We start from the raw sequence: 14,145 nt of genomic DNA on the forward strand, positions 1-14,145 counted from the left end.
CAGAGATTCTCTAGGATCCCTGCTCTTTCGCGTTCTTATCAACACCATCATGTTTACTATTAGAAGAACAGTAATGCAAAAAACATGGTAATTACTAATCCGGTAATGACTGGTATAAAGCTTTTTCTCACTAAATCAATTACAGATATCTTGGCAAAGCCTGCGATGGCGATGATCGGAGACCAGGCGACTAGTGTACCACCACCGACCCAAATGGCACCGATTTGTCCGATTGAAGCTAAGGTGGTGGGATCCATTCCGGTTGAAGTGCCAAGTGCCTCGGATAGCGATCCAATTAGAGGGAGACCGGAGAAGCCTGAACCATCTAGACCAGATATCATTCCTAATAGTAATACACCAAAGGCAGTGAACACCTCATTATTTGGGATGTAACGCTGACCTTCCTCTACTAAATCAAAAAGAAAGGATGGTGTTGTATCTGGGTCCGTGCCGAAGATTTGCCCTGCCAATTCTCCACTTCCGATAAAGAAAAATGCGGCCACCGGGATAACAAGCCCCATTACTTTAAATGCAAATACAAACCCATTAACGATATGATCGCTTACGTCCTGGAGAGTTCTTCTATAATTGCGAAATAGAGACATAATGATAATAAGGATGATCGCTGTACCACCAACTAGTGCAGCCCCTGCTCCATCTTCTATGTCTGGTACAGCATCAGAAAACGTGGCAATAACGACATAGGTGACGATAATTAGAAAAATTGTAGGTACTAGAAAAGCAAATACCGTGGTACATTTCCCTCGTATCACATCTTTATCATCGGTTTTCATGTTTAAATCCTCATCTTTCCCATTCTCCCATTCTTTCAGATGTTCTTTCGCTGGTTTTCGAATCGTTTTTCGAATCATAAAATAAGCAATTGTTAAGGAGACTACCCCTGTTACTAGTGATAGGATTAATGTTTGTTCCCCTATTGCATTTGCTTCTAGTACACGACTACTAGAGGCTGTTAGCTCTGGTGCTACTTTTAAGACAAAATCGGAGGATAATGCCATCCCATGACCAGCTAGGGAAATCGCGATCGCAGAGCCAATTGGAGATAGTCCAGCAGAAATTGCTACCGGTATTAATAAAGCTCCGATTAATGGTACGGCAGGTGCCGGCCAGAAAAAAAGCGATAAAATGTACGTGATTACAATAAGCACGAGAAAGGCTAATGTCCCATTACGCATTACTTTTTGGAATGGTTTAACCATCTGTTCATCGGCACCTATGGACTGGATAGAACCAAGAAGTGCGGTCATAATCGCTATAATTAAAAAAATATGAAACAATTCAGTCGCAGCTGTTAAATTGGCATTGAAGATCGCCTGAATGCCATCTAATAAAGAACCAGTAAAGGCACAAGCAACGAAGAAGCTCATGACTAAAGCTGGAACGACAACATTTTGTCTACATAACATCGTGACAATAATGAATAATGTTCCGATTAAATATAACCAATGTGCTAATGATAGATCCATTGTATACTCCTTCAATAACAGATATTGAAAATCTCTGGGTGATTATACTATGTGGCTTGCGTCATTGATGTGAAAGTGAGAGACAAGGTAGGAAAAAAACATAAGTATGGATGACATATTTTTGACTTTAGTAGTATTTGATTGTTTTTGAAGTTTTTTGATGGTAAAATACCGTTTTAGGAGGTATGTGATGTTAACAGATGAGAGATATTCTGTCATTTTAAACCGATTACAGGAATCCGGTATCGTAAAGAGTCAGGATTTATTAACGATATTAAATTGTTCAGAGTCTACCATTAGAAGAGACTTAGACCATCTAGAACAGGCAGGATATTTAAAGCGTATTCATGGTGGTGCGAAGAGAATTTATCAATTAGACGAAGAATTGTCTAATAAGGAGAAATCACTCAAAAACGTTCAAGAAAAATCAAGCATCGGTAAATTTGCAGCATCGCTTATCGAAGAAAATGATGTTATCTTCCTAGATGCCGGTACCACAACGCTTGCCATTATAGATTATATCAAGGTAGGGAACATTACAGTTGTAACCAATGGAATTCAACATGCTTCTCTACTAGCTGATTATGGGATAGATACCATTCTATTGGGTGGGAAAATCAAATTATCAACAAAAGCGATAGTAGGTCCGACTAGTATTAGTGAGTTGAAGAATTATCAATTCGATAAGGCCTTCATCGGTACCAATGGAATTGATTTAGAATTTGGTTGCACAACCCCTGATCCAGAAGAAGCAGCTATTAAAAGATTAGCATTTCGACAATCTGCCAATAGCTACGTTTTGGCAGATCAGACGAAGTGGAATAAAGTGACGTTTGTCAAAGTATGTGATTTAGATGATGTAACGATTATTACGGAACAGACTGAGTTGGACCTATCATCATTTAAAGAAAAAACAACGATTTTGGAGGCTACCTCATGATTTACACGATTACACTAAACCCTTCTATTGATTATATTGTAAGCATTCCACAAGTAGCGCTTGGGGAGCTAAATAAAATGGATCACGACCTAAAATTACCAGGTGGTAAAGGAATTAACGTATCACGAATCCTACACGAAGTAGGGAAAGATACCGTAGCGCTAGGCTTTTTAGGTGGATTTACTGGTGGTTTCATTTCCGATTGGCTTACGAAAGAAGGCGTTCGTTCTGATTTTATACAAATACAAGAGGATACTAGAATTAATATTAAATTAAAATCAGAAGAAGAAACAGAAATAAACGGTCGCGGACCAAGTATCTCACCAGAGGAATCAAAGAAACTTATGGAGAAACTTAGTCACTTAACACCAGAGGATACTGTGGTTTTATCTGGAAGTAAGCCACCGAGCCTTCCGGATGACTATTACTTACAACTAGTAGAACTGATAACGAAGCAGGGTGCTTCTTTCATCATCGACACAACTGGGCAGGAGTTATTCACTGCGCTACCATTAAACCCGTTATTAGTGAAACCGAATAAAGAGGAGTTAGCAGAACTATTTCAGGTCAGTATAACAAGTGAAGCGGATGTCCTTACTTACGGGAATAAGCTGCTAGAGCTAGGTGCGGAACATGTTATCGTATCCATGGCTGGAGAAGGGGCACTACTATTTACGAAAAATGGTACGTATAAAGGAATTAATCCAAAAGGTACCGTTAAAAATTCAGTCGGTGCTGGTGACTCAATGATTGCGGGATTCACTGGGGAATATATGCAATCTAAAGACCCAATTCAAGCATTCAAGATGGGAATTGCATCTGGAAGTGCTACTGCGTTCTCAGATGATTTAGCAAAAAAACAAGATATTCACTCTCTACTTAATCAGATTGAGATAAAGCCATTATAAGTGAAATAACATAAAAGGATGAGACAAATGAAGATTACAGATTTACTAAGAAAGGACATCATGATTCTTGATTTACAGGCTACGGAAAAAGAATCAGCAATTGATGAAATGATAGCAAGCCTAAATAATAGTGGTGTTCTTACAGACGTTGCCGAATTTAAAGATGCGATTTTAAAGCGGGAGGCACAAACTTCTACTGGACTAGGCGATGGAATTGCTATGCCCCATGCCAAGAACAAAGCAGTAACAGAACCAACCGTACTTTTTGCAAAAAGTAAAAAAGGGGTAGACTATGAATCACTAGATGGACAACCTGCCTATTTATTTTTCATGATTGCTGTTCCTGAAGGCGGAAATAACACCCATTTAGAAACGTTAGCAGCCCTATCTAGGAAATTAATCGATAAGGAATTTGTTGATCAATTAAAAGCGGCTTCTAATGCTGATGAAGTTCTTGCATTATTTGTGGAGGAACAAGAGGAAGAAGAAGCAGATAAGACTTCTAATGAAGCACCAGCAAATGATACGAAACCATTTGTTGTTGCGATTACGGCTTGTCCAACAGGGATTGCCCATACATTCATGGCAGAAGATGCATTAAAGAAAAAAGCGAAAGAGATGAATGTAGATATTCGAGTAGAGACGCAAGGTTCTGAAGGTGCGAAAAATACCTTAACAGAAGATGAAATACGTCGTGCAGATGCGGTAATTATTGCTGCTAGTAAGAAAGTTGATTTAGATCGTTTTGAAGGTAAACATGTTCTACAACGTCCGGTGGCAGATGGTATTAAGAAATCGGAAGAATTAATTACGAAGGCAGTTAATAAGGCTGCTCCTATTTACCATTCCGATGGCAGCGAGCAAAAAGCTGATGATATGGAAGATAAGCCTAATTCTATATGGGGAAGAATTTATAAGGATTTAATGAATGGAATTTCTCATATGCTTCCATTTGTTGTCGGTGGTGGTATTTTACTTGCGCTTTCCTTCTTATTTGAAAGCTTCTTAGGTGATGATAGCACAACATTTACTTTCTTAAATGATATCGGTAGTAATGCGTTTAGTTTCTTAATTCCAATCTTTGCTGGATTTATTGCCTTAAGTATAGCGGATCGTCCGGGATTAATGCCAGGTATGGTCGGTGGTTTAATTGCCGTAAATAGTAATGCAGGATTTTTAGGTGGACTTGTTGCTGGTTTCTTAGCAGGTTATGTCATTCTTTTATTAAGAAGATTACTACGCGGGTTACCAAAGACATTAGAAGGGCTAAAGCCTATTCTACTTTACCCAGTACTAGGACTATTTTTAACTGGAATTTTAATGTACTTTGTATTTGGTCCAATATTTGCAACGATTAATACAGCATTGATTGATTTCTTACAAGGCCTTGGAACGGCTAATGCCGCTATACTGGGAATCGTTCTTGGTGGAATGATGGCAGTAGATATGGGTGGACCATTCAATAAAGCAGCATATGCTTTCTCTATTGGTATCTTTACGGATACTGGAGATGGTAGTCTAATGGCTGCTGTTATGGCTGGTGGGATGGTACCACCACTTGCAATCGCCTTAGCAAGCACATTCTTTAAAAATAAATTCTCAGCGGAAGAACGTAAATCAGGTGTAACGAATTATGTAATGGGATTATCCTTTATTACAGAAGGGGCAATTCCGTTTGCAGCTGCTGACCCATTACGTGTTATCGGTTCATCCGTAGTAGGTGCAGCTATTGCGGGTGGTCTAACTCAATTCTTTGGATCAGCAATTCCAGCACCACATGGTGGAATCTTTGTTACGCCACTTGCAGTGCATCCATTGTTGTTCCTATTATCACTTGCAATTGGTGCCATTGTTTCGGCAGTGTTATTAGGACTTTGGAGAAAACCAGTGAGTGAAGAAAAGTAATTGGATAGTGTAATTGAATTTTAAAGGAGGCTGGGACATAACCAGCCAAAAAAAGTGAAAAATGGTTCCAATCACTAAAAATAGATGATTGGAACCATTTTTCTTTGGATTATTTCTGTATTCATGTGTTTGAACTATGTTCATAGCGGTATATTTTCTTAGGTTTACCGCCATGAACGCAAATCCTAATTCATTTTTCACTTTCTCTTTTCCCCTTACGGAAAAACGGGTGAAACCCAAATTAGCCTTCAGAAAACCGAACACTGGTTCCACATCGATTTTACGTTTCCCATAAATCTCACCAGTCTTCTCGTCTGAAAGCTTTGTACGTACATATTCTTTTTGTGATTCCCACTTTTCATTGATGTAGATCTTTCGATTGTTCCCTTCTTTCGCTTTGGTGCACAGATGACGGAGTGGGCAACCTAAACAGTCTTCGCATTCATACACTTTAACTTCTCTTGTAAACCCATATCTGTCTTTTCGTTTGGAATAATAACGAAACGATACGTTGCGGCCATTCGGACATTGATAGAAGTCCTCTTCCTCGTTGTACTCCCAATTGTCCACATGAAAGGCGTTGTTTTTGTGCTTCTTTTTCTTCTCTTTTCGATATTGATTGTATGTAATGAGTGGAGTTCGATTTCGTTTTTGGATGATATCTTCATAATTCTGTTCACTGCCATATCCTGCATCCGCCACAATGTAATCTGGCAGTTTAAAAAAGGATTCTTCTATTGTATTAAGAAATGGAATCAAGGGTTCGTGTATCGGTTGGATTTGGAAAGACATTGTAAGCGAGTGCATACTGACCCTCTGTAGCTAATTGTACATTGTAACCAGCTTTCCGTTGCCCGTTCTTCATATAATCATCTTTCATTCGCATAAATGTCGCATCTGGATCGGTTTTCGAATAACTATTCCGTTCCCCAATTTTTCAACGGATTTGCGCCAGACAAAGGTAAACTTATTTGCGTTTGCCTCAATCTTCGTTCCATCAATAAAAATTGCTTCTTCCTCAATCAATTCTTTTTCTACGAGCTGGTTCCGAAATTGCACAAAGCATTCGCGCAAGAGATTTTCAATGAGTGGATTGGAACGAAAACGATTGATGGTGCGATAGCTTGGTTCATCACCTTGAGCCAACCACATCATACGAATACTGTCTCCTAGTATAATGAATTATTGGAAAAGGAAATTATCCCAGCTATGGAACTCGAGAATGAGGAAGAGCTCTCCGTTGAGGAAATGAAAGAGATAGTGGAAGGATAAAGAAGTCGTCATGCAAGAAGTACTCCAGAACCTTGAAGAGAAAGTCTGGGATTTAATGCAACAAGGAAAAGAGGAAGAAGATGCCATTAATAAGGCAATCGTTGAGTTTGGTGATATCGACGACTTGAAAAAAGAATTGGGAGTTTCTGACTTTACTGGGCCACACAAATCAGTAAAAAGCTTGAAAAACAGGAAATTAAATTTAGAATACTCCATTTGGGCAAGCCTGTTGCTTATCGGATTATTTGTGTTTATTAACTTTTATTATTCCCCCCAAGTCATCTGGTTTGTATATCCAACCTTTGCGATTTTATGGTGGCCACTATCAATGTATTATCAATGGTTAAAAGTAAAAAGGGGGGAATAAGATGAAAAAGTATGAATGGGGCTTTGTTAGCGCTGGAAGTGTTTTAACAATATTTTTTCTAATCGTCGTAAATTTTATAACAGGGGCTCAATACCCATGGTTTATTTATCCCGCTCTTCTACTGTTGTTAATACCATTTGGAATCTATTCCATTATAGAAAAAAGGCACATGTTGTTTTCGCTGGTTGGAAGTTTCGTGATTTTAGTATATTTAGTCACAGAGAATATAATCCAAACTCCTGATCATCCTTGGGTTCTATATGCTGCAGCACCTATTGTGTTTTGGCCTATTCTTATGATTTTGGAAAAACGTAATAAAAACATGTCTGTGGCAATTACGATGAGTGCAGTATGGAGTCTATATTACGTTAGTTTAAATTTCTATTTAGCACCAGGCTATCCATGGGCTATTTTCCCAGCCTTTGCGATTCTATGGTGGCCAATTTCACTATACCATGCTAAGAGAAAATCATACTTTTCCTTTTCCATCCATGCAGCATTATTCATTAGCTTATTTTTTATCAGTGTAAATGTTTTTTTCTCACCGGGTGAAGTTTGGGCGGTTTATCCTATATTTGCCGTTTTATGGTGGCCTTTGAGTATGTATTATTTTTACTATCGTCGCAAGTTTGATTAGGTTTCTCCAATTGTATTATATTAAAGTTTTTAAATCCTAATTAGATTTAGTTTAACATTTATTAATGTCCCAAGTGATCTCTACCCACTTGGGACATTCTGTGGTTTAGTAATGTTTTTTGAAATAAAAAGTAAGCTATCTATTTATATGTTTTTACGTCAAGCTAGGTTTCTAGGAATATGATAAAATGAAAGAACTTACCCATAAAGTCATGCTAACAAATAACTTAGGAGTGTAAAAACTTGAACAAAAAAGACATCGCAAATATTCGTAAACAATTTAAAGTTAACAATGATTTATTAAAAATACATGATATTTATTATGTGTACATTATGAAAGAATCGAGCGAAATTTACCATCATCAAAGCTTCCCTTTCGACTTACTAGAAGAAGAACAAAAAGAATTATTTATGGATAACTTCAAGAAAGTACTCTCCGGTCAAATGGATGAGAAATTATTTGAATTGAAGTTTCAGCGTGATGTGGAAGATAGTAGTCAGCTAATTTTACACCAAGGGTTGCTTGCGAGTGAGATAGAAGAATGGAAGAACCAAATGCTTCGACTCGTGGAGAAGATGCTTCATGATAAGCAATATGAGATGGATATTGTAATAACCTTTATCCGTGGTGAATATATGAAACCGATGAAGAAGAGTACCGAATCGGAGGAAAGTGACCGTGATACGGTTTATGCCAATCCGTTCATTCTTTGTAGTATGAACAGAACGTTAGATCCTAAAAAAGAATTACTGTTTGACTATGTCGAAAAGGAATTTAAATACAATATTGTAGTTGACCCGATTATTAATTTGAAGGCGCCATTATCTGGATTTCTTTTCCCTTGTTTTACCGAGAATGCTGCAGATGTTAATCACGTTTTATATGCAGCAGGGAAGAAGTTTGAATTAGACTACCACTTCATTGAAGAAGTGCTGAATGCGGAAGAAATCATGACAGCTGCCGATGACAAAGTAGTTTTTGAAGAAATCGTAAAGAAAGTAACTGGTGATCAAATCAGTACATCAACTCTCTCCAATGTATATGATGAAATCCATCGTGTAGTTGAAGAAAATGAAGAGGAAGAAGTACCTCGCTTAGATTATAAAGATGTGGAGAAAGTACTAAGAAGTAGTGGTGTACAAGATGTCGATACGGAAAAAGTAGAAACGGCATTTAAAACGGTTATTGATGATGAAAAATATGAGTTTAAGGCGACGAATATTGTACCGAAATTTACTTCTAAATCCATTAAAATAAAAACAAAGGTAGCAGATATAGCCGTTAGTCCACCCGAACTAAGACATGTTAAACAGGTTAAGTTTGATGGGAAACTATATATGATGATTGAGCTTGAAGAGAATCCGTTAATCGAAGGATTTGAAATGATTCCAGAAGCATTATTTAACAAGGCGAATGACGAGCAAGAGTAAGTTTTTACCTATATGGTAAGTGCTTTGAATGCTGTCAAGCGATTATAAACGGTATTTAGCAGTTATTCAGCAAAGCAAGTTGTCATAGTCATGAATTTTCTTTTCTAGACAAAGCACTTAAATTAGGTGCTTTGTCTCTTTTGTTTCGGGTCTTCTCATCTAACACCTTCAACCCCTTTATTTATCAGATCATTAATCAACCTTGCCATTTCCTTTGGAGATTGAACCATTCCCTTCGCCATCCACATTTTAATAACTTGGATACCGCCGCTGATGACAAATGTGCTAATATATTTGGATGTTTCCTGATCAAAGTCATATATATCCATCCAGTTCTTTATCATGAAACTCTCTGCTACATTGGTAACTTTTTGTTGAAAAGTCGAATCAGCCCTTTCATTTAGCAGCGTTAAACAATCTTCATGTTTGGAGGAAAAGTAATCCAGTAGGCTAACCGTCATATCGATTGCTTCATCTTCCTCGTGAAGATTCGCAGTATTTAAATAGTGCTTTAGGTCTTCAATTAGTTCATCCTCAATTTGTGTCAGGAGGGCGTATTGGTCTGGATAATGTGCGTAAAAGGTAGACCGATTGATATCAGCCATCTCACATATTTCTTTTACGGTGATGGAAGAGAGCGGCTTTTCCTTTAATAACTGCATCAAACTATCCTTTAATACCATTCGAGTGTACTTTTTTCTTCTATCCAATTTTTCAGAAGTCATATAATTCTCCTCCACGTTCACGTTATCCAACATAAATGAAAAATCTGTTGCGAAATGTACGAATTTTACAAAACTGTTTGTTGTGAAACCGACATAGTGTCTTTTATAATATTATAGTGGATTTTTTGTTTAGGCAAGGAAGGGTGAACAATAATCGATATTGCAGCAAGAATTATAAAAAATAAAAAGCCTATTGTGATTGCTTTTATTCTTTTTACCATTATTAGTGTAGTCGCTCAGTTTGCGGTTTCCGTCAACTACAATATGACAGACTACTTGCCAGAGAATGCCCAGTCAACAAAGGCATTAGAATTAATGGAACAAGAATTTGATGGAGCAGTTCCGAATACACGTGTCATGGTGAATGATGTTTCCATACAGGAAGCTCTTATCATGAAAGAAGAGCTCGCATCGATCGATGGGGTATCCGATGTTACTTGGTTGGATGATGCGATTGATATAAAGACCCCCATTGAAATGGCGGATAAAGAAACGGTTGAAACCTATTATAAAGATGATAATGCACTATTCACCTTTAGTGTTGCTTCCGGAAAAGAGGTGGCAGCAACCGATGCTATTTATGAATTAGTGGGTGACGATGGAGCTGTCTCAGGTGAAGCACTAAATACAGCTACTCAACAGAAGATGGCAGTTTCGGAAACGATGTATGCAGCAGCACTACTAGTACCGATTATCATTCTTATTCTAGTCATATCAACCAATTCTTGGATTGAGCCTGTGTTCTTTTTAACAGCTATTGGGGTATCCGTCTTAATCAACTTAGGAACTAATATCTTTATCGGTGAAGTTTCCTTTGTTACACAGTCTGTTGCTCCAATCCTACAGCTCGCTGTATCACTAGATTATGCGATATTCCTCTTGCATAGTTTCTCGGATTACCGCCAGAAAGTATCCGATCCAACAGAAGCTATGAGACTAGCAATGAAGCGGTCATTCCCTGCGATTATCGCTAGTGCATCTACTACCTTCTTTGGATTTATCGCGCTTACATTTATGCAATTTGAAATCGGCTCTGATCTAGGGTTAAACCTTGTAAAGGGAATCGTTCTAAGTTTTATCAGTGTCATGGTCTTCTTACCGGCATTGACATTATTGTTTTACAAATGGATTGATAAGACACAGCATAAGCCATTACTTCCAGCATTCAAAAACATTGGTAAGCGAGTTGTTAAGGTAAAAGTGCCGAGTCTACTCATTGTATTTATCCTGCTCGTGCCAGCGTTTTTAGCACAAGGTCAAACTAATTTTATTTATGGGATTGGTGACCAACCAGAATCTACTCGCGCTGGGAATGATATTGCTAAGATTGAAGAAGTCTTTGGCAAAAGCACACAAATGGTATTACTCGTGCCAAAAGGTGACATCGCGAAGGAAGAAGCATTGGTAAGAGAATTAGAGGATATGAATCCTGTGAAAAGTGTTCTTGCCTATGTAAATACGGTCGGCTCCGCAATACCAGCCGAGTACTTGGATCAATCTGTGACGGAGCAGTTTTATTCAGAGCACTATAGCCGAATTATCCTCCAGACGAATACGGAAGCAGAGGGGGATCAGGCATTTGATTTAATAGAAGAAGTACAAGAAATGACAAAAGGTTACTATGGAGACGAAGCATACTCTCTAGGGGAAGCTGTAACCTTATATGATATGAAAAATGTAGTACAGAAGGATAACACTGTCGTTAATGTCCTGACGGTTGTAACGATTGCTTTCGTACTTTTGATTACCTTTAAATCAATTACCTTCCCAATCGTGCTCTTGCTTACGATTCAATCAGCGGTTTGGATTAACTTATCGGTTCCATACTTTACGAATTCCTCTTTAGTATTTGTTGGGTATTTAATTGTCAGCACGGTACAGCTAGCAGCAACAGTCGATTATGCGATTTTGCTAACGGAGGCATATAAAGAAAATCGAAAAGAAATGTCGGCAATGAAGGCGATTAAGAAAACATTAGATGAAAAAATATTCTCGATTGCAATTTCTGCATCGATATTATCTAGTGTTGGCTTTATTCTATGGATTACCTCTTCAAATCCAATCGTCGCATCCATTGGGTTGTTACTTGGACGTGGAGCATTATTAGCCTTTATCATGGTAGTATTCTTCCTACCTGCTTGTCTATTAGTGTTTGATAGAATAATTGATAAAACTACCTGGAAAGCAAACTATTATAAGGAGAAATGATGATGAGGAGATTGAAAAAGATACTATTAGTCTTAGCTGCTGCTATCCTTCTATTGCCGTCATTTCTTGTAACTGCCAATGCAACGAATGACAGCAATAAACAGGAAAGTACGGCACAAGAAAAAGGAGAAATTACTGCTAAGGATGAAGTGATTTACGCGACGTTAGATTCAGCTGGTAAAAGTAATGAAATCTATGTCGTTAACACATTGGATATAGCACAAGCAGGAATGATTACCGATTACGGTACGTATACGAGCTTGAGAAACTTATCGGATACACAGGAGTTAAACAAGCAAGGAGATGCAGTGACTTTCTCTGCTTCTGAAGGGAAATTTTATTATCAAGGGAATATCAATGATGCAGCCCTACCTTGGGATATTACAATTTCCTATTTCTTAGACGGGAAGGAGATTTCTCCTAAAGAGTTGGCTGGAGAAGATGGCCATGTAACAATTCGGATTGAGACAGCTATCAATGAGTCTGTGAATCCAGTATTTATGGAGAATTATTTGTTACAAATCTCTGTTCCACTTAATACGGAAATATTTACGAACATTAAAGCAGATGACGGTATGATTGCAAATGCAGGTAAGGATAAGCAAGTGACATTTACCGTAATGCCTGAAAATGAAGCGGAATTAGAGGTTGAAGCGGATGCTGAAGGCTTTGAATTAGATGGGATCAGTTTTACTGGAATTCCTTCTTCGATGTCCATTGATGGAATAGATGTTGATGGCATGACAGGAGATATTCAGTCGTTGTCGGACGCTATTGAGTCAATAAATGATGGTGTTAGGGAGTTGCATAATGGAGTTTCCGAACTGAATACTGGTACTTCACAACTAGTAGATGGATCGAAACAATATCAAGATGGTGTGAAGGAGCTTGCAAATTCCTCTACAAATCTCGTAAATGGTTCGAAAGAGATAGAAGATGCATTGACAACATTGAATCGTTCTCTTAGTAGTACAGACGAGATGGATATGTCGGGATTGGAGGGGTTAGTAGGTGGACTATACCAATTATCCGATGGTCTAGGAGAAATAGCGAACGGTTTAAATGAACTAAAAACAAATTATCGTGATGCTTATGATGCGTTGGATCAGGCGATAAATGAAATCCCGGAATATCAAATTACCAATGAAGAAATAAGTGCCTTGAGAGAAAGTGGTGCCGATCAAGAAGTAATCAATCGTTTATTAGCAACATATGAAGCGGCACAGAAGGTAAAAGGAACATATTCCGCAGTGAAACCGGGATTTGATGCAGTTGGTGAAACATTAACAGGTGTGAATAAATCGCTAAGTGAAATGGCTAATCAAGTAGATAAAATGGCCAATGGGCTTTCGGACTCCCTAGAGGAAGATGGAATGGATGGTTTCAGCGAATTACAGGAAGGGATTGCAATGCTGTCAGCCAACTATAAAGCATTCCATTCAGGCTTAGTAGAATATACTGGTGGAGTTATCCAAATCGCTAGTGCCTATAATGAAGTACACAGTGGAATGGTAGAGCTGTCTGAAGGTACTAATGAGCTAGAAAATGGCGTTGGGGAACTTCATGATGGCACAAATGAGCTAAGCGATTCTACAAGTAATCTACCAGAACAAATGACGGAAGAAATCGATGAGATGATGTCTGACTATGATAAATCTGATTTTGACCCTGTATCATTTGTGTCTAGTAAGAATGAAAAAGTAAATTCTGTACAGTTTGTATTTAAAACAGAAAGTATTCAACAGGAAGAACCAGATGAAAATAATGAGCCTGAGGAAGAGAAAAAAGGATTTTGGGAGTTATTTTTAGATTTGTTTAGATAACAAAAGCACCTGACATCATTGCTATTCATGCAATAATGCCAGGTGTTTCTTTCGTTGAAAATCATTTTTTTCCGATAGAAAAGCCAACGAATAATCGTCCCCCATATGGCTTTAAAATAGTATCTACTAGTCTAATAATATCCCTTTTGGAATCATTTCTGTAATAATTATCGAACGCCTTAATGAATTGTTCTGTAAATTGAATATCGTATTCTTTTAAGGAACGGACCATCCATCTAGAAGGACCAATCCATTTGCGATTCGTTCTTAATAATTCACTGACAAGTTCAGCAAGTGTATTCGCATTGAACTACCCCCACTTATCGACCTTATGGTCTGATTGAAGTGGGGGATTCCTAAGAACACCAACCTATTGGTTAGTTATGGATTAGGCTATCCCCGCAGTTCCTGCGGTTAATCGTAATGCTTCGTTACGAAGATTC

The 14,145-nt window shown here is 38.0% G+C and carries 10 protein-coding genes and 1 pseudogene; 8 read left to right on the forward strand and 3 right to left on the reverse strand.

Annotated elements, in window-relative coordinates; genetic code table 11:
* Window positions 1-59: 59 nt before the first annotated feature.
* Window positions 60-1,487, reverse strand: coding sequence for a hypothetical protein (locus AAIB49_RS15150; protein ID WP_339216555.1), 1,428 nt, complete (start codon window positions 1,485-1,487; stop codon window positions 60-62).
* 190 nt (window positions 1,488-1,677) lie between these two features.
* Here AAIB49_RS15150 and AAIB49_RS15155 point away from each other — a divergent pair, with 190 nt between their 5' ends.
* From AAIB49_RS15155 to AAIB49_RS15165, 3 genes are read left to right on the forward strand one after another with little or no spacing between them, the layout of a single operon-like run.
* Window positions 1,678-2,427, forward strand: a complete 750-nt coding sequence (locus AAIB49_RS15155) for a DeoR/GlpR family DNA-binding transcription regulator (RefSeq protein ID WP_343458518.1) — start codon at window positions 1,678-1,680, stop codon at window positions 2,425-2,427.
* Window positions 2,424-3,335 carry a 1-phosphofructokinase gene (pfkB, locus tag AAIB49_RS15160; protein ID WP_343458519.1) on the forward strand — a complete coding sequence of 304 codons (912 nt, stop codon included), beginning with the start codon at window positions 2,424-2,426 and terminating at the stop codon, window positions 3,333-3,335. The genes AAIB49_RS15155 and pfkB overlap by 4 nt, the downstream gene beginning before the upstream one ends.
* A 27-nt stretch (window positions 3,336-3,362) precedes the next feature.
* Complete coding sequence (locus tag AAIB49_RS15165; protein ID WP_343458520.1) at window positions 3,363-5,240, forward strand: PTS fructose transporter subunit IIABC; 1,878 nt, start codon at window positions 3,363-3,365, stop codon at window positions 5,238-5,240.
* Here AAIB49_RS15165 and AAIB49_RS15170 read toward each other — a convergent pair.
* Window positions 5,202-6,416 (reverse strand): annotated as a pseudogene (locus tag AAIB49_RS15170) (transposase); the annotation flags it as partial. The gene AAIB49_RS15165 and the pseudogene AAIB49_RS15170 sit on opposite strands and share 39 nt — an antisense overlap.
* A gap of 106 nt (window positions 6,417-6,522) precedes the next feature.
* Here AAIB49_RS15170 and AAIB49_RS15175 point away from each other — a divergent pair.
* The 3 genes from AAIB49_RS15175 to AAIB49_RS15185 all read left to right on the forward strand — a co-directional run bounded on the left by AAIB49_RS15175 (window position 6,523) and on the right by AAIB49_RS15185 (window position 8,946).
* On the forward strand, window positions 6,523-6,879 hold the full coding sequence (locus AAIB49_RS15175) for a permease prefix domain 1-containing protein (RefSeq protein WP_343458522.1): 357 nt from the start codon (window positions 6,523-6,525) through the stop codon (window positions 6,877-6,879).
* 1 nt (window position 6,880) lies between these two features.
* Complete coding sequence (locus AAIB49_RS15180; protein ID WP_343458523.1) at window positions 6,881-7,516, forward strand: hypothetical protein; 636 nt, start codon at window positions 6,881-6,883, stop codon at window positions 7,514-7,516.
* Window positions 7,517-7,758: 242 nt separating this feature from the next.
* Window positions 7,759-8,946: a DUF4317 domain-containing protein gene (locus AAIB49_RS15185; protein WP_343458524.1), complete on the forward strand. Its 1,188-nt coding sequence runs from the start codon at window positions 7,759-7,761 to the stop codon at window positions 8,944-8,946.
* 155 nt (window positions 8,947-9,101) lie between these two features.
* On the opposite strand, the gene AAIB49_RS15190 is transcribed toward AAIB49_RS15185, so the two are convergent.
* Window positions 9,102-9,671, reverse strand: coding sequence for a TetR/AcrR family transcriptional regulator (locus AAIB49_RS15190; RefSeq protein ID WP_339216538.1), 570 nt, complete (start codon window positions 9,669-9,671; stop codon window positions 9,102-9,104).
* A gap of 264 nt (window positions 9,672-9,935) precedes the next feature.
* Here AAIB49_RS15190 and AAIB49_RS15195 point away from each other — a divergent pair, with 264 nt between their 5' ends.
* Entirely contained in the window at window positions 9,936-11,879 is a 1,944-nt protein-coding gene (locus AAIB49_RS15195; RefSeq protein ID WP_481857872.1) for an efflux RND transporter permease subunit, read from the forward strand.
* A gap of 2 nt (window positions 11,880-11,881) precedes the next feature.
* Window positions 11,882-13,702 (forward strand): methyl-accepting chemotaxis protein, encoded by a 1,821-nt coding sequence (locus tag AAIB49_RS15200; protein WP_339216536.1) that lies wholly within the window; start codon window positions 11,882-11,884, stop codon window positions 13,700-13,702.
* Window positions 13,703-14,145 lie beyond the last annotated feature (443 nt).

The organism is Ornithinibacillus proteolyticus (assembly GCF_039581225.1).
Lineage (GTDB): Bacteria > Bacillota > Bacilli > Bacillales > Amphibacillaceae > Ornithinibacillus > Ornithinibacillus massiliensis.